We start from the raw sequence: 16,525 nt of genomic DNA on the forward strand, positions 1-16,525 counted from the left end.
GGCGGGGGCGGCAGCGGACTTCTCAGCGGGGGCGCTGGGAGCCTTCGCGGCGGGAGCCTCTGCGACGGGGGCCTCTGCAGGCGCGTCGGCGGCGGCCTGCGCACGGGCTGCGGCTGCAGCCTCCTGCGCGGCCTGGGCCTGGGCCTGGCGCTCGGCGACCGACATCGGAGGAGCCGGCGCCGGAGCGGGCGGCTTCGCCGGACCGGGGACCGGAGCGGACGGACGCGCGCCGGAGGGGCGCGGCGCGCCGGGGCGGGCGCTGGTGGCGGTCGGGGCCGGCGCGGCGGTTCCCGCGCTGCCCTGGAGTGCCTGGCGGAGCTTGCGGGCCACGGGGGGCTCGATGCTCGAGGACGGTCCCTTGACGAACTCGCCCAGTTCTTTCAGCTTTGCAAGTGCGACCTTGCTATCGACGCCGAGTTCGGCTGCGATCTCGTGTACGCGTGGTTTTGCCACTTCTCTCCTGTCTTGGGCCTGCGCCCAAGACGGGGCAGGCCATCACAAACGGACGGATCTCATTTCGAGCCGCTCATCAGTCGTTGCTCATGATCAGTTCACGGGCCGTTCTGCCTGTTCTCTCTGCGATGCGACCGTGCCCTGCGTCGATTCCCCGTGAGGAGGAACCGGGCCGGTCGGACCGCGGGTGATGTACCGCTCCAGCTCGCTCGAATCCACGCTCTCGCGCGTCTTGAACGCTCTGGGGAACGCGTGGCGCTTCACCGCGCGTTCATAGCAGTCGTACGTGTCGTGCAGCCACGCTCCCCGACCCGCACGAACAGCGCGCGGATCTACCGCGAGGGAGTTCGAATGGAGGACGAGCCTCAGAAGAGAGACCCGGGGGGCGCGCAGACGGCAGCCGACGCACGTTCTGACGGGTTCCACTCTACTCCCTCGACTCCGGGAGCGCTTCCCCGCACGGCCGATGCTCGGGGATCACTCCCCGTCCATCACCGAATCGGGCTGGATGTCGATCTTCGCGCCGGTCAGCTTCGCGGCGAGTCGGGCGTTCTGACCCTCCTTGCCGATGGCGAGCGAGAGCTGGTAGTCGGGGACGAGCGCCCGCACGGCCTTCAGGCTCTGGTCGATGACGAAGGCGCTGGTCACCTTGGCCGGCGACAGGGCGCTGGCGACGAAGGTGGGCAGATCGGAGGAGTAGTCGACGATGTCGATCTTCTCGTTGTTGAGCTCGGCGGTGACGGCGCGCACGCGCTGCCCGAGCTCGCCGATGCACGCGCCCTTGGCGTTCACTCCGGGCTCTGTCGCGCGGACCGCGATCTTGGTCCGGTGGCCGGCCTCGCGGGCGAGCGAGACGATCTCCACGACTCCGGAGGCGATCTCGGGGACCTCGAGCGCGAACAGCTTGCGCACGAGCGACGGGTGGGTGCGCGAGACCTGGACCGAGGGGCCCTTCGGCCCGCGGCTGACGCTGGTCACGTACACGCGGATGCGGCGGCCGTGGCTGTAGTCCTCGCCCGGCACCTGCTCCTCGGGAGCGAGGATCGCCTCGATCGAGCCGAGGTCGACGTGGATCATCCGGGGGTTGGGGCCCTGCTGGATGACGCCGGCGACGATGTCGCCCTCGCGCCCCTTGAACTCGCCCAGGACCTTCTCGTCGCCGATGTCGCGCAACCGCTGGTTGATGACCTGCTTGGCCGCGAACGCGGCGATGCGGCCGAAGTCGCGCGGCGAGTCCTCGGACTCGCCGATCACCGCTCCCTCCTCGTCGACCTCGGGCACGAAGACCGAGACGTGGCCGGTCTTGCGGTCCAGGTGCACGCGGGCGTCCACGGCGGTGGCCTTGTCGGCGTCGTCCGCCTGCCCGATGTGCTTGAGGTAGGCGGTGAGGATCGCCTGCTCGATGATCTGCACGAGTTCCTCGAAGGGGATCTCGCGCTCGCGCTCCAGGAGGCGCAGAACGCTCAGGTCGATGTCCACGGCGGGCCTTTCTCTCTATTCACTTGGCGTCGCACAGTGCGACCACGTCGAAGTCTCGCCCGACGCCGGGCGATCACCGGCCCCCGGAGGAGCCCGGCTCGCACGTCGGGACCATTGATCCTACCGGACCGCAGCGCACGGCGCCCCGGGGTCAGGCTCCGAGACGGCCGAGCGCCTCGGCGACGGGGAGCTGCTCCCGCTCCCCGGAGCGGCGGTCCCACAGCTCGACGATCCCCTCGGCGGCGCTGCGGCCGGCGATGACGATCACCGGCACGCCGATGAGCTCGGCGTCGCCGAACTTGACGCCCGGGGAGACCTTGGGCCGGTCGTCGATGAGCACGTCGCGGCCGGCGCTCTCGAGCGAGGCCCCGACCGACTCCGCGAGCGCGAGCGCCGCCGGGTCCTTGCCCGTGGCGATCACGTGCACGTCGAAGGGCGCGACGTTCCCGGGCCAGATCAGACCGCGGTCGTCGTGGTTGCTCTCGGCGATGATCGCGAGGATCCGGGTGACTCCGATGCCGTACGAGCCCATGGTGACGGTGACGAGCTTGCCGTTCTCGTCCAGGACCTTCAGCCCCAGCACCTCGGCGTACTTGCGGCCGAGCTGGAAGACGTGGCCGATCTCCATGCCGCGAGCGGTCTCGATCGCGCCGGAGCCGTCGGGTGCGGGATCTCCCGCGCGGACGTCCGCGACCTCGACCACGCCGTCCGCGGTGAAATCGCGTCCAGCGACCAGGTCGAGGACGTGCTTCCCGGCCGTGTTGGCCCCGGTGATCCATGCGGTGCCGTCGACCACGCGCGGGTCGAGCAGGTAGCGGACGCCGGTGGTCGATTCCTCGCCGAGCACGGCGCCCGCGGGCGACCAGGGACCGATGTAGCCCTTGACCAGGCCCGGGTGCTTCGCGAAGTCGGCCTCGGTGGCGGCCTCGACCTCGGCGGGGGCGAAAGCGACCTCGGCGCGCTTGAGGTCGATGTCGCGGTCGCCGGGCAGGCCGACGATGACGAGCTCGCGGGAGCCGTCGAGAGCGATCAGCGCGAGGACGACGTTCTTGAGGGTGTCGGCCGCGGTCCACGCCCGGCCGTCCGCGCGGGGCTCGCGGTCGTTCGCGAGGTCGACCAGGGTCTGGATGGTGGGGGTGTCGGGCGAGTCGAAGACCCGGGCCTCCGGCTGCCCGTCGATCGGCAGCGCCTCGGGGACGGGCGTGCGGTACGCCTCGACGTTGGCCGCGTAGCCCCCGGCCGAGCGCACGAAGGTGTCCTCGCCGACCGGGGTCGGGTGCAGGAACTCCTCGCTCCGCGAGCCGCCCATCGCGCCGGCGTCGGCCTGCACGATGACGTACTCGAGTCCGAGACGGTGGAAGATCCGCTCGTACGCGTCGCGCTGCAGCTGGTAGCTCGCCTCGAGACCGGCGTCCGTGTGATCGAACGAGTAGGCGTCCTTCATGGTGAACTCGCGACCGCGCAGGAGCCCGGCACGCGGACGCGCCTCGTCGCGGTACTTGTCCTGGATCTGGTAGATCGACAGGGGCAGGTCCTTGTAGGAGGAGTAGAGGTCCTTGACCAGGAGGGTGAAGAACTCCTCGTGGGTGGGGGCCAGCATGTAGTCCGCGTCCTTGCGGTCCTTCAGCCGGAACACGCCGTCGCCGTACTCGGTCCAGCGTCCGCTCGCCTCGTAGGGCTCGCGCGGCAGGAGCGCGGGGAAGTGCACCTCCTGGGCGCCGGCCGCCTCCATCTCCTCGTGGATGATGCGCTCGATGCGGCGCTTCACGCGCAGTCCGAGCGGGAGCCAGGCGAAGACGCCCGGGGCCTGGCGGCGGATGTAGCCCGCGCGCACGAGGAGGCGGTGGCTCGCGACCTCGGCGTCCGAGGGATCCTCTCGGAGGGTGCGGACGAACAGGTGCGAGAGACGGGTAACCACGAGGGACGATCCTATCCGCAGGCCGCGCGCGGGTGCGCGCGGTCAGTCGGGGATCCGCGAGAAGACGAGGCTGCCGCCGGTCCCCTCCAGCACGATGTCCTCGGGGGTACCGCCGATCGCGACGGGCGCCGACAGCAGTGCGAGCAGCCGGATCTCGGCGGGTCCGGGACGGTCCTCGCACTCGTCCCGCCAGGCGGGCTCCTCCTCGGGGACGAGCAGGGCGTCGTCGATGGTGAACGGCGCGGTCACGCTCGAGCACTCCGTGCCGACGACGAGCGTCTCGTAGCCGTCGACCCTCTCGGTGCGCAGGCGCACCCGCGCGTCCTCGACCCAGGCGGAGTAGGGCCCCTCCCCCGACGCCGCCGTCAGCACCCAGCGGTCGCAGCCGAACGGGTCGGCCGAAGTGGGGCGATCGGTGCAGCCGTCGATCCCGGCGGCCGAGGCGGGCCGGAGCGACGCGACTCCGGCCGCCGCGAGGCTGGCCGCGACGATGATCAGGGCGAGGCGGAGTGCGGGGCGGACCATCGCGATCCGCTCCCGCTCCGGCTCAGTTCGCGCCGACGGTGACGACCGGGGCGCCGGTCGAGGTGTCGTCGGCGGGCATCTCGGCGGCGAGGCGGTTGGCCTCCTCGATGAGGGTCTTGACGATCTCGGCCTCGGGCACGGTCTTGATGACCTCGCCCTTGACGAAGATCTGGCCCTTGCCGTTGCCGGAGGCGACGCCGAGGTCGGCCTCGCGGGCCTCGCCCGGTCCGTTGACGACGCAGCCCATGACCGCGACGCGCAGGGGGACGCTCATGCCCTCGAGACCAGCGGTCACGTCGTTGGCGAGCGTGTAGACGTCGACCTGGGCGCGGCCGCAGCTCGGGCAGGACACGATCTCGAGCTTGCGCTCGCGGAGGTTCAGGGACTGCAGGATCTGCAAGCCGACCTTGACCTCCTGGGCGGGCGGGGCCGAGAGCGACACGCGGATGGTGTCGCCGATGCCCTCGCCGAGCAGGATCCCGAAGGCCGTCGCCGACTTGATGGTGCCCTGGAACTCGGGGCCCGCCTCGGTGACGCCGAGGTGGAGCGGCCAGTCGCCGCGTGCAGCGAGCTGGCGGTAGGCCTTCACCATGACGACGGGGTCGTTGTGCTTGACCGAGATCTTGAAATCGTGGAAGTCGTGCTCCTCGAAGAGGCTTGCCTCCCACACGGCGCTCTCCACGAGGGCCTCGGCGGTCGCCTTGCCGTACTTCTGCATGAGGCTCGGCTCGAGCGAGCCGGCGTTGACGCCGATGCGGATCGAGACGCCCGCGGCCTTCGCGGCAGCCGCGATCTTGCCGACCTGGTCGTCGAACTTGCGGATGTTGCCCGGGTTCACGCGGACCGCCGCGCAGCCCGCGTCGATCGCCGCGTACACGTAGTTGGGCTGGAAGTGGATGTCGGCGATCACCGGGATCTGGCTCTTCTTGGCGATGATCGGCAGCGCCTCCGCATCGTCGCGGCTCGGCACCGCGACGCGGACGATGTCGCAGCCGGAGGCGGTGAGCTCGGCGATCTGCTGGAGCGTCGCGTTGATATTCGTGGTCGGGGTCGTGCACATCGACTGCACGCTGACTTGGGCGTCGCCGCCGACCAGGACCTTCCCGACCTTGATCTGACGGGACTTGCGGCGGGGGGCGAGGGTCTCGGGGACCTTGGGCAAACCCAGATTCACTGCTGGCACCCGCCCATCGTACGCGCGCCGCCCGACCCTCCGTCCGCTCGCCGCGTCTTCCCAGCCGCCGCCTCCTCCCCCGGCCCTCACCGAGGGAACCCCACCCCGTCGAGGGAGCCCGCTCCTCCTGGTTCCCTCGACCTTCCGAGGTTCCCTCGCGCCCCGGCGCGGTCGCGCCGGCCGGGACGCCGGGCGAGGACCGGCGTCACCGTCAAGGCGAACGGGCGAATCGCGTCCCAGCGATTCGCCCCAGCCGCCCGCACCCCGCTCCACGGAACGCAACAACCCCGAGGAGCCGACCGCGGAACGCCGGGCGAGGACCGGCGTTCCCTAGAAGAGCTGGATCGGCTTCACGATGTCGGCGTAGATGAGGAGGGCGCTCATGCCGCCCAGCAGCAGCACGACCGCGTAGGTGAGAGGGAGGAGCTTCGCGATGTCCACGGGTCCGGGGTCGCGTCGGCCGAAGAGCTTGGCGATGCGGCGGCGCAGTCCCTCCCAGAGGGCGCCGGCGATGTGGCCGCCGTCCATGGGGAGCAGCGGGACGAGGTTGAAGACGAACAGCGCGACGTTGAGCGAGGCGAGCACGCCCACCATGGTCTGCACCTTCGACACCACCGGCAGCTGATCGGAGGCGGCGATCTCGCCCGCGATCCGGCCCACGCCGACCACGCTGATCGGCCCGTTCGCGTCGCGCTCCTCCGGCCCGAACGCGGCCTGCGCGACGTCGAGGAGTCGCTGCGGGAGATTGAGAATCACGCCGACGACGCTCGTGACGTTCTGCCACACCGTCTCCGGCACCGCCGTGATCGGCTGCTGCACCAGCGCCTGGGAGGGCGAGATGCCGATGAAGCCGACGGTCTGCGTCCGGACTGCGCCGGAGTCGTCCAGGACCGCGTTCCCCGCGTCGTCCGTGACCGCGACCTCGTTCTCGGCGGGTGTGATAGTGAGGGTGAGGGGCGTGCCGTCCCGGTCGACCTCGACGGCGAGCGGCACTCCGGCCGACTCGCGGATGATCGGGGTCAGGTCGTTCCAGCTCGAGACCGCGGTGCCGTCGATCGACACGATGGTGTCGCCGGGCAGCAGCCCCGCCGCCGCGCCGGGCGCGAGCGGGTCGTCGGGCGAGCAGCTCTCGGCGCTCGTGTCGGAGGCGGGCACGACGCACTGCGAGACCGAGGAGATCGTGGACGTGTTCTGCGCCACTCCGATCCCGCAGAGGAGCACGGCGAAGAGCACGGTGGCGATCACGAGGTTCATGAACGGACCGCCGAACATCACGATCACGCGCTTCCAGACCGGCAGCCGGTAGAAGGCGCGGTGCTCCTCCCCCTCGCCGATCGTCTCGGCGCTGGCGGCCCGGGCCTCGTCGATCATGGTGGAGTAGGCGCCCCGGCGCGGCTCGGGAGCGGACTCGTTGCCGTTCAGGCCGTTGAAGAAGCCGGTGCTCGACTCGGCGACCCGGTCGCCGGGGTTCTTGGGCGGGTACATGCCGATCATCGCGATGTAGCCGCCGAGCGGGAGCGCCTTGATCCCGTACTCGGTTTCGCCGCGGCGCCGCGAGTAGATCGTCCGGCCGAAGCCGATCATGTACTGCGTGACCTTCACCCCGAAGAGCTTGGCGGGAACCAAGTGCCCCACCTCGTGCAGGGCGATCGAGAGGGCCACGCCCACGGCGATGATGACGACGCCGAGGACGAAGAGCAGCACGGATTCCACCGACACACTGTAAGCCGGTGCCGGTCGCCCCCGCTGGGCGGGCGCTGGAGGAACCCGATGAGCCGGGGGGCCGCCTAGGCCGTCGCGATCCGCTCGTCCGCGGTGCGCCGCGCCCACGTCTCGGCGGCGGCGAGCGACTCCCGGGTCAGCGCCCCGTCGACGGAGTGGGCGTCGACGACGGCCTCCACGGTCGCGAGGATGTCGAGGTAGCCGATCCGTCCGGCGTGGAACGCCTGCACGGCCTGCTCGTTCGCGGCGTTGAACACGGCGGGGTAGGACGCTCCCGCCGCTCCCACCTTCTTCGCCAGGCGCACCGAGGGGAACGCCTCCTCGTCGAGGGGCTCGAAGGTCCAGGAGTGCGCGCGGGTCCAGTCCAGCGGCACGCCGACTCCGGCGACGCGGTGCGGCCAGTCGAGCCCTAGGGAGATCGGCAGGCGCATGTCCGGCGGCGACGCCTGGGCGATCGTGGAGCCGTCGACGTACTCGACCATCGAGTGCACGACCGACTGCGGGTGCACGGTCACGTCGATCCGCTCGTACGGGATGTCGAAGAGCAGGTGCGCCTCGATCACCTCGAGGCCCTTGTTGACGAGGGTCGACGAGTTCGTGGTGACGACCAGGCCCATGTCCCACGTGGGGTGGGCGAGCGCCTGGGCCGGAGTCACGTCGCGGAGGGAGTCGCGGTCGCGTCCGCGGAAGGGCCCGCCGGACGCGGTCAGGACGAGGCGGCGCACCTCGCGGTGCTCGCCAGCCAGCAGCGCCTGGGCGATCGCGGAGTGCTCGGAGTCGACCGGCACGATCTGCCCGGGTGCCGCGAGCGAAGTGACCAGCTCGCCGCCGACGATCAGCGACTCCTTGTTGGCGAGCGCGAGGCTCCGCCCCTCCTCGAGCGCCGCGAGGGTCGGACCGAGGCCGACCGAGCCGGTGATGCCGTTGAGGACGACGTCGGCCTCGACGCCGCGCACGAGCTGCTCCGCCTCGACCGCGCCGAACGCGGTGTGCTCCACGCCGAAGGCGCGGGCCTGCTCGGCGACCGTCGCGCGGTTCGACCCGGCGGCCAGGCCCACGACCTCGAAGCGGTCGCGGTTGGCTCCGATGACGTCGAGTGCCTGCGTTCCGATGGACCCGGTCGAGCCGAGGATGATGACCCTGCGCATCCGCCCATCCTGGCACGCTGCGCAGGGCCGCTCCCGGGTCAGCTCACCGCGAGGATGTCGATCACGAAGACGAGCGTGTCGGTGCCCGAGATGCCGGCGTTCGCGTTGCCCGCCTCACCGTAGCCCTGGGCCGGCGGGATCACGACGACGACCTGCGAGCCGACGGTCTGACCCACGAGCGCCTTCTTGAAGCCCTCGATCACGTCACCGGTGCCGAACGACGCCGGAGTGCCCGTGCCCCAGCTCTGATCGAAGACCTCCCCGGTGCCCCACACGGTGCCCTGGTACTGCACGATCAGGCTGTCGCCGTCGGCCACGACGGCCCCGTCGCCCTTCTTCAGCACGCCCAGCTGCAGCTCGGCGGGCGGATCCGTCTCGGGGATCGTGACGGTCGGCGCACCGTCCTCGGCGAGCGCCACCGTCGGCAGCCCGTCGACGGGCGGCTGCGGCTCACCGGTGGCCGCGGTCGGCACGATCGACTCGACGTCGATGACCATGACGATGGAGTCCTCCGCCGCGATGCCGAAGTCGGCGCTGCCCGCGTCGCCGAACGCATCGGCCGGCGGCACGACGGCGACCACGCGGGAGCCGACGGTCGCGCAGTTCACGGCCTTGACCAGACCCGAGAGGTACTGCTCGGTGTCGACGGCGAACGCGGCGCGGCCGCCGGACGCGTAGGTGCTCGCCGAGAACTCGGCTCCGCTGGTCGCGTTGTAGAGCGTGTAGTCGACCAGCACCGTGTCGCCCTCCGCCACCTCCTCGCCCGTGCCCTCGATCACGACCGTGCGCTCGGTCTCGTCGACCTGGAGGGGGGACGGGAAGACGGTGATCGGCTTCGTCGCGAAATCGCCGCTCGTCTCGACGGTCGCCGAGGCGTCGCCCTCCGAGACGCAGCTGAGCGGAGTGGGCGACGCGCTCGGCTCCGCCTCCTCTGCTCCGCCGGTGCAGGCCGTGAGGCCCAGGGTCGCGCCGACGACGGCGAGGATCGCGAATGCTCTGCGCACGGGGGTGCCTTTCCTGCCCGGTGGAGCCGGACGACGTTCGAGGGACGCCTCCATGCTCCGTCACGCGCCTAGGGACGACCTGGACGCGCGGCGCCGGACCCCTCGTGCAGGAGCGCCGCCTAGCATGGGGGCATGCGTGAATTCTCGGTCCCCCAGTCCCGCGCGCTCGTCACCGAGCTCCCCGGCCCGCGCTCGATCGCCCTCCAGGAGCGCCGCGTCAAGAGCGTCTCGCGCGGCGCGGGCACCCTCGCGAACATCTACATGGACCACGCCTCCGGCGCCGTCCTGGTCGACGTCGACGGCAACCGCCTCATCGACCTGGGCTGCGGCATCGGAGTGACGACCATCGGCCACGCGCACCCCGCCGTCGCCGCCGCGGCCGCCGCCCAGGCCGAGAAGCTGACGCACACGCTCTTCACGGTGACCCCGTACGAGAACTACGTCCGCGTCGCGGAGAAGCTCGCCGAGATCACCCCGGGCGACTTCGAGAAGCACTCCATCCTCGTCAACTCCGGCGCCGAAGCGGTCGAGAACGCGGTCAAGATCGCCCGCAAGTACACGGGCCGCCGCGCCATCGCCTCGCTCGACCACGCCTTCCACGGCCGCACGAACCTGACCATGGCGATGACCTACCGCCCCTACCCCGAGCGCGCGGGCATGGGTCCCTTCCCGGGCGAGATCTACAGCCTCCCGATCAGCTACCCCTTCCGCGACCCCGAGGGCATGACGGGCGAGGAGGCCGCGGAGCGCTCGATCGACTACATCCGCACCCACATCGGAGCACAGGAGCTCGCGGCCCTCTTCGTCGAGCCGATCCAGGGCGACGGCGGCATCATCATCCCGGCGCCCGGCTATTTCCAGCGCCTCTCCGAGTTCTGCACCGAGAACGGCATCGTCTTCGTCGCCGACGAGATCCAGGCCGGCATCGCCCGCACCGGCACGTGGTACTCGATCGAGCACCACGGAGTCGTCCCGGACCTGATCACCACCGCGAAGGGCATCGCGGGCGGCTTCCCGCTCGCCGCCGTCACCGGCCGCGCCGAGATCATGGACGCCGTGCAGCCCGGCGGCATCGGCGGCACCTTCGGCGGCAACCCCGTCTCCACCGCCGCGGCGCTCGCCACCTTCGAGGCGATCGAGTCCGAGGGGCTCCTCGAGGAGGCGCAGCGCGTCGAGCGCGCCCTGTGGGCCCGCATCGGCGACTGGGCCGAGCGCTTCCCCGTCGTCGGCGAGGTGCGCGGCAAGGGCGCCATGTTCGGCGTCGAGCTCGTGCACCCCGGCACCAAGAAGCAGAACCCGGAGGCGCTCGCCGCGATCCTGAAGCACGCCACCGCCAACGGCGTCATCCCGCTCGACGCGGGCAGCTGGGACAGCGTCCTGCGCATCATGCCGAGCGTGGTCATCAGCGAGGAGCTGATCGACGACGCGATGTCCGTCATCGAGGAGGCGCTCGCCCGGCTGAGCTGAGCGCCGCTCCTCCCGCCGGTCGTGTCCCCGGACATGACCGGCGGGGCATGCGTCCGGCGGTAACGTCGTGCGAATGCGGACCGACGACGACCACGACGCGCCGACCCCTCCCGGAATCGGTCCCTCGGCGCGATTCGCCCGCTTCGCGATGGGCGGCATCGGACGGATGGTCTACCGGCCCATCATCGAGGGGCGCGACAACGTCCCCCTCACCGGTCGGGTGATCCTCGCGAGCAACCACCTCTCGTTCATCGACTCCCCCGTCCTCACGCTCCTGGCGCCGCGGCCGGTGCAGTTCCTGGCGAAGGCGGACTACTTCACGGGGACCGGCGCGCGCGGGGCTCTGTCACGCTCCTTCTTCACCGCCGTCGGCGCCGTGGCGGTCGAGCGCGGTGCGGGTCAGGCCGCGCAGGAGGCGCTCGACCTGGGCCGCGCGATCCTCGAGCGCGACGAGGCCTTCGCCGTCTATCCCGAGGGCACGCGCTCGCGCGACGGCCGCCTGTACCGCGGGCGCACCGGAGTCGCGTGGCTCGCGCTCACGACCGGCGCACCGGTCGTCCCCGTCGGCCTCATCGGCACGCAGGAGCTCCAGCCGGTGGGGTCGAAGATCCCGCGCCTGCACCGCATCACCGTGCGCTTCGGCGATCCGCTCGATCTCTCGCACCACGGATCGGCCGACTCGGGCCGGGCGCGCCGCCACGCCACCGACGAGGTGATGACGGCGATCCACGCGCTCTCGGAGCAGGAGGCCGCGGGCGTCTACAACGAGTCGCCGCCGACGACGACCGCCGAGCGCATCCGCCGCGCTCTGCCGCACGAGCGGCGCTGAGGCCGGGCGGACGGCTCCGTTCAGCCTGCGGCCACCGTCTCGGGCTCGTGCTCGACAGGGAAGGCGACGGAGTTGGCGATGAAGCACAGTCGCGCCGCCTCCGGATGCAGCGACCGGGCGAGCTCGATCATCGACGCATCCGCCACCGTCACCCGGGGGCGCAGCGTCACTGAGGCGAAGCGGCCGCCGTCGCCCTCCTGCACCATGCGGCCCACCGCGTCGTCGACGTAGTCGGTGACGACCACTCCGTTCTTCACGGCCACGTGCAGGTACGAGAGCAGATGGCACTGCGAGAGCGCGGCGAGGAGCAGCTGCTCCGGATTCCAGCGGTCCGGGTCCCCGCGGAAGGGCTTGTCGGCCGAGCCGAGGATCACCTCGCGCCCGTCCGCGCGCACCGTGTTCTGCCGGCCGTAGTCGCGGTACCCGCTCGTGCCGGTGCCGCGGTTCCCCTCCCAGACGACGGAAACCGCGTAGTGGTGATCGATCTGCATCGGATTCCTTCTTCCGTTCCCTGGATCGAGCCGGTCTCGTCCGTCTGGACCCCTTGCCGCGGAGGACCCGCGGGTAGGATCGCAGGACCATGACAGACACGCTCGCCCCCCAGGTTCCCACGTCGGCAGTCCCGCAGGAGAGGCTCGTCGCCACCGAGATCCCCGGGCCCCGCTCGAAGGCCCTGCACGAACGACGTCTCGCCGTCGTGCCCACCGGCGTGGGCACCGCTCTCCCCGTGTACATCGACCGCGCGCACGGCGCGATCCTCGTCGATGTCGACGGCAACCGCTTCATCGACCTCGGCGCCGGCATCGGAGTGACCACGATCGGTCACACCGACGACGAGGTCGTCGCCGCCGCGACCGAGCAGCTCGGCCGCCTCACGCACACCCTCTTCACGGTCACGCCCTACGAGCCCTACATCCGCGTCGCGGAGCTGCTCGGCGAGCACACCCCCGGCGACTTCGCCAAGAAGACCGTCCTCGTCAACTCGGGTGCCGAGGCGGTCGAGAACGCGGTCAAGATCGCCCGCAAGCACACGGGCCGGCCCGGTGTCGCGGTCCTCGACCACGCCTACCACGGCCGCACCAACCTGACCATGGCGATGAACTTCAAGGCGCTGCCCTACGGCCTCGGCTTCGGGCCGTTCGCGAGCGACATCCACCGCGCACCGAGCTCCTACCCGTACCACGACGGGCTCTCGGGGGCCGAGGCCGCCGAGCGCACGATCTCGTACCTCGAGAAGACGGTCGGGGCGTCCGCCCTCGCCTGCCTCGTCGTCGAGCCCGTGCAGGGCGAGGGCGGCTTCATGGTGCCCGCCGACGGGTACCTGCCCGCACTGCAGGAGTGGTGCACCGCGAACGGCATCGTCTTCGTCGCCGACGAGATCCAGTCGGGCATGGCCCGCACCGGCGCCTGGTTCGCCAGTGAGCACTTCGGTCTCGTCCCCGACCTCGTCCTGTCGGCCAAGGGCATCGCGGGCGGCCTGCCGCTCGCCGGGGTCACGGGACGCGCCGAGATCATGGACTCCGCCCAAGCCGGCGGGCTGGGCGGCACCTTCGGCGGCAACCCCGTCGCGGCCGCCGCCTCCGTCGCCGTCTTCGAGCGCATCGAGCGCGAGGGTCTGCTGGCCGAGGCCGACCGCATCGGCGCCCGCCTCGGTGCCGCGCTGCGCGAGCTGCAGGAGCAGTACGACATCATCGGCGACGTCCGCGGCATCGGCGCCATGATGGCGATCGAGCTCGTCCTGCCCGGAACGGCGACGACCACGAAGATCCCGAACGCCGCCGCGGTCACCGCGATCACCGAGTACGCGGCGTCGCACGGCGTCCTCGTCCTGAGTGCCGGGACCTACGGCAACGTGGTGCGATTCCTGCCGAGCCTCGCGCTCACCGACGACCTGCTCGACGACGCCGTGTCCGTCCTGCGCGAGGCCTTCGCGACGCTCTGACCCTCCGTCCCCGCACCCGACGGCCCGGGCCCCCGCACAGGAGGCGCCGGGCCGTCGGGCAAGATGGGGGGATGTCTGCAGGAACCTTCACCGTCGCGGAGTCCGTCGAGCTCGCCGTCGTCGAGCGCTCGGGCTTCGTCGAGTCCCGCCATGCCGGCTCGGCCGTGCTGCTCGACACGGACGGCCGGGTCTCCCGCACGCTCGGCAACCCGTCCGCTCCGATCCTCCCCCGGTCGTGCCTCAAGCCCTTCCAGGCCCTCGCTGTCATGACGGCGGGCGTCGAGCTGAGCGGCGCGGAGGCGGTCATCGCGACGGCGAGCCACGCGGGGATCCCGCAGCACGTCGCCCTGGTTCAGAACCTGCTCTTCCGTGCCGGGCTCGATCACACCGCGCTGCAGTGCCCCGCCGACTGGCCGAGCGACTCGGCCACCCGCGCGCAGCTCCTGCGCGCCGGCGCGACGCAGGATCCGCTCTACATGAACTGCTCCGGCAAGCACGCGGCCATGCTGCTGGCCTGCGTCCCGAACGGCTGGAGCACGGACGACTACCTCGAGCGCTCCCACCCCCTGCAGCAGCACATCGTCGACACGATCGAGCGGCTGACGGGCGAGCGCGTCGCCGGCACCGCGATCGACGGCTGCGGTGCTCCCGTGCACGCCCTGCCGCTGACCGCGCTGGCGAAAGGGATCTCCCGCATCGTGTCGTCCTCCGCGGCGTCGCCCTTCGGCCTCTACCGCCAGGCGGGCGTCCTCACGAACGCGATCCTCGAGAACGCCTGGGCCCTCGACGGCCCCGGCCGCGACAACACCGTTGTCATCGAGCGGCTCGGCCTGGTGGCGAAGCTCGGGGCGGAGGGCGTGCTGGTCATGGCCTCGCCCGACGGCACCACGGTCGCACTGAAGATCCTCGACGGGAGCCTGCGCGCGGCGACGGTCGTCGCGCTCAAGCTCCTCGTCGAGGCCGGTGCGGTGGAGCGGACGGCGGCGAACGAGGTCCTCGTGCGGCTGAACCCGGTCGTCACGGGCGGCGGGCGCCCGGTCGGCGCGATCCGCGCCTCCTACGTCTGACGCCCGCTCACTGCAGCCGGGCGATCCGCTTGGCCCTCGCGGCCGAGGACACCTGCGTGACGACCACGATCACGATCGCCAGGAGGAACACCGCCGACGCGATCACGTTCGCCTCGGCCGGGATCCCGCGGGCCGCCGCGATGTAGATGTACTTCGGGAACGTCGTGACGGATCCGGAGTTGAAGTTCGTGATGATGAAGTCGTCGAAGCTCAGCGCGAACGAGAGCAGGGCCGCGGCGAGGATGCCGGGCAGCAGGAGCGGGAAGGTGATCCGCCAGAACACCTGGCCCGGCGACGCGTAGAGGTCGCGTCCCGCCTCCTCGAGCTTGGGGTCGAGGCTCGCCACGCGGGCCTTGACCGTCACCACGACGAAGCTGATGCAGAACATCGTGTGCGCCAGGATGATCGTCACGAGCCCCTTCTCGGCCCCGACCGTGAGGAACTGCGCGGCGAGTCCGGCACCGAGCACGACCTCGGGGGTGGCCATGGGCAGGAACAGCAGCAGGCTGATCGCCGAGCGGAAGCGGAAGCGGAAGCGCACGAGGGCCAGGGCGATCATGGTGCCCAGGGCGGTGGCGAGCACCGTGGCGACGGCGCCGACGAGGAGGCTGTTGCCGAACGCGGTCATGACCTCCTCGCTCGTCCACGCCGAGATCCACTTGTCGAAGGTGAATCCGCGCCAGGCGATGTTGCTCTTGCCCGAGTCGTTGAACGAGAAGACGAACGTGTAGGCGATGGGGATGAGCAGGAAGATCAGCGCGAGGGCCGTGTAGACCCCGAGCCCGAGTCCCGTGAAGCGGCGCGGACCGCGGACGGGAGCCGGTGCGGGCGCACCGAGGGCCTCCTGGGCGCTGGCGACGGGCCGGTCGGCGGTGGCGGTCACAGCAGGTCCTCCGTTCCACTTCGCTTCACGTAGAAGCCCACGATGATCAGGATCACGGCCATCAGCACGATCGAGAGGGCTGCGGCGGCCGGGTAGTTCTCGAGTGTCAGGAAGTTGGCCTCGATCGCGTTGCCGACCATCGAGGTCTGCGAGGAGCCGAGGAAGTCGCGGCTGGCGTTGATGTAGTCGCCCGCCGCGGGGATGAAGGTCAGCAGCGTCCCCGACACGATCCCGGGCATCGACAGCGGCACGGTCACCTTCCAGAAGACGGACGCCGGATGCGCGTACAGGTCCGACCCCGCCTCCAGGAACCTGGTGTCGAGCCGCTCGAGCGTCGTGTACAGCGGCAGGGTCATGAACGGGATGAAGTTGTAGGTGATCCCGAAGACGACGGCGATGGGCGTCCCGGTCAGGTGCCCGTCCGCCGGCAGGATCGCGACGGCCTTGAGCCCCTGCACCAGCGGGCTCTCGTCGGCGAGGATCTGCTTCCAGGCGAGGGTCCGCAGCAGGAAGCTGATGAAGAACGGCGCGATGACCAGCGTCAGGAGCAGGTTCTGCACCAGCGGCCACGGCCGCGCCTTGACTCCGATGAAGTAGGCGAGCGGATAGCTGATCACGAGCGCGAGGACGGTGGCGATCAGGGCGTAGCCGAACGAGCGGACGGCGTGCGGCCAGTAGTCGGCCATCACGACGAGGTAGTTCTGCCAGGCGAAGCCGGGGGCGTACTCGCCGATGTCGCCGTCCGGGATCTCGGCCTGGAACGAGGTGAGCACGAGCGAGATCAGCGGCGCCAGGAAGAAGAGCAGCATGTACGCGATGCCCGGCAGCAGAAGCACCAGCGCGAGCGTCGAGCGCCTGCGGACGGGCGCGTCGAGCGGGTTCGCCGGACCGGAGGCGAACGCGGCGAAGGCCAT

At 71.1% G+C, this 16,525-nt stretch carries 16 protein-coding genes; 4 read left to right on the forward strand and 12 right to left on the reverse strand.

The window, feature by feature from the left end:
• From IOC53_RS03100 to IOC53_RS03140, 9 genes are all read right to left on the reverse strand, one after another.
• On the reverse strand, nt 1-453 hold a 453-nt coding region (locus IOC53_RS03100; RefSeq protein WP_207402929.1), incomplete at its 3' end, for a translation initiation factor IF-2 N-terminal domain-containing protein.
• Nucleotides 454-546: 93 nt separating this feature from the next.
• Nucleotides 547-879 carry a YlxR family protein gene (locus tag IOC53_RS03105; RefSeq protein WP_207402930.1) on the reverse strand — a complete coding sequence of 111 codons (333 nt, stop codon included), beginning with the start codon at nt 877-879 and terminating at the stop codon, nt 547-549.
• 51 nt (nt 880-930) lie between these two features.
• Nucleotides 931-1,932, reverse strand: coding sequence for a transcription termination factor NusA (gene nusA, locus IOC53_RS03110; protein ID WP_207402931.1), 1,002 nt, complete (start codon nt 1,930-1,932; stop codon nt 931-933).
• 151 nt (nt 1,933-2,083) lie between these two features.
• On the reverse strand, nt 2,084-3,850 hold the full coding sequence (locus IOC53_RS03115; protein ID WP_207402932.1) for a proline--tRNA ligase: 1,767 nt from the start codon (nt 3,848-3,850) through the stop codon (nt 2,084-2,086).
• Nucleotides 3,851-3,892: 42 nt separating this feature from the next.
• On the reverse strand, nt 3,893-4,375 hold the full coding sequence (locus IOC53_RS03120; protein WP_207402933.1) for a hypothetical protein: 483 nt from the start codon (nt 4,373-4,375) through the stop codon (nt 3,893-3,895).
• 22 nt (nt 4,376-4,397) lie between these two features.
• Nucleotides 4,398-5,558: a flavodoxin-dependent (E)-4-hydroxy-3-methylbut-2-enyl-diphosphate synthase gene (ispG, locus tag IOC53_RS03125; RefSeq protein WP_207402934.1), complete on the reverse strand. Its 1,161-nt coding sequence runs from the start codon at nt 5,556-5,558 to the stop codon at nt 4,398-4,400.
• A 321-nt stretch (nt 5,559-5,879) separates the two neighbouring features.
• A complete protein-coding gene (locus IOC53_RS03130; RefSeq protein WP_207402935.1) occupies nt 5,880-7,262 on the reverse strand; it encodes an RIP metalloprotease in 1,383 nt (460 codons plus the stop codon).
• Between the two features lie 74 nt (nt 7,263-7,336).
• Complete coding sequence (locus tag IOC53_RS03135; protein ID WP_207402936.1) at nt 7,337-8,419, reverse strand: 1-deoxy-D-xylulose-5-phosphate reductoisomerase; 1,083 nt, start codon at nt 8,417-8,419, stop codon at nt 7,337-7,339.
• Between the two features lie 38 nt (nt 8,420-8,457).
• On the reverse strand, nt 8,458-9,423 hold the full coding sequence (locus tag IOC53_RS03140) for an FKBP-type peptidyl-prolyl cis-trans isomerase (protein WP_307786052.1): 966 nt from the start codon (nt 9,421-9,423) through the stop codon (nt 8,458-8,460).
• A gap of 132 nt (nt 9,424-9,555) precedes the next feature.
• On the opposite strand from IOC53_RS03140, the gene gabT (IOC53_RS03145) reads away from it, so the two are divergent.
• Nucleotides 9,556-10,890, forward strand: coding sequence for a 4-aminobutyrate--2-oxoglutarate transaminase (gene gabT, locus IOC53_RS03145; RefSeq protein WP_207402938.1), 1,335 nt, complete (start codon nt 9,556-9,558; stop codon nt 10,888-10,890).
• A 73-nt stretch (nt 10,891-10,963) separates the two neighbouring features.
• On the forward strand, nt 10,964-11,719 hold the full coding sequence (locus IOC53_RS03150; protein ID WP_207402939.1) for a lysophospholipid acyltransferase family protein: 756 nt from the start codon (nt 10,964-10,966) through the stop codon (nt 11,717-11,719).
• Between the two features lie 20 nt (nt 11,720-11,739).
• On the opposite strand, the gene IOC53_RS03155 is transcribed toward IOC53_RS03150, so the two are convergent.
• Nucleotides 11,740-12,210 (reverse strand): OsmC family protein, encoded by a 471-nt coding sequence (locus IOC53_RS03155; RefSeq protein ID WP_207402940.1) that lies wholly within the window; start codon nt 12,208-12,210, stop codon nt 11,740-11,742.
• Between the two features lie 89 nt (nt 12,211-12,299).
• Between IOC53_RS03155 and gabT (IOC53_RS03160) the strand changes: the two genes are divergently transcribed.
• Together gabT (IOC53_RS03160) and IOC53_RS03165 are read left to right on the forward strand one after the other, a co-directional pair.
• Nucleotides 12,300-13,661, forward strand: a complete 1,362-nt coding sequence (gabT, locus tag IOC53_RS03160) for a 4-aminobutyrate--2-oxoglutarate transaminase (protein ID WP_207402941.1) — start codon at nt 12,300-12,302, stop codon at nt 13,659-13,661.
• A 71-nt stretch (nt 13,662-13,732) separates the two neighbouring features.
• The gene (locus IOC53_RS03165; RefSeq protein ID WP_207402942.1) at nt 13,733-14,728 is read left to right on the forward strand and encodes an asparaginase; all 996 of its coding nucleotides are present in this window, start codon (nt 13,733-13,735) and stop codon (nt 14,726-14,728) included.
• Nucleotides 14,729-14,735: 7 nt separating this feature from the next.
• On the opposite strand, the gene IOC53_RS03170 is transcribed toward IOC53_RS03165, so the two are convergent.
• A complete protein-coding gene (locus IOC53_RS03170; RefSeq protein WP_242682855.1) occupies nt 14,736-15,485 on the reverse strand; it encodes an ABC transporter permease in 750 nt (249 codons plus the stop codon).
• A 122-nt stretch (nt 15,486-15,607) separates the two neighbouring features.
• Complete coding sequence (locus IOC53_RS03175) at nt 15,608-16,525, reverse strand: ABC transporter permease (protein ID WP_207402944.1); 918 nt, start codon at nt 16,523-16,525, stop codon at nt 15,608-15,610.

The organism is Rathayibacter sp. SD072, from assembly GCF_017355185.1.
In the GTDB taxonomy this organism is placed as follows: domain Bacteria; phylum Actinomycetota; class Actinomycetes; order Actinomycetales; family Microbacteriaceae; genus Rathayibacter.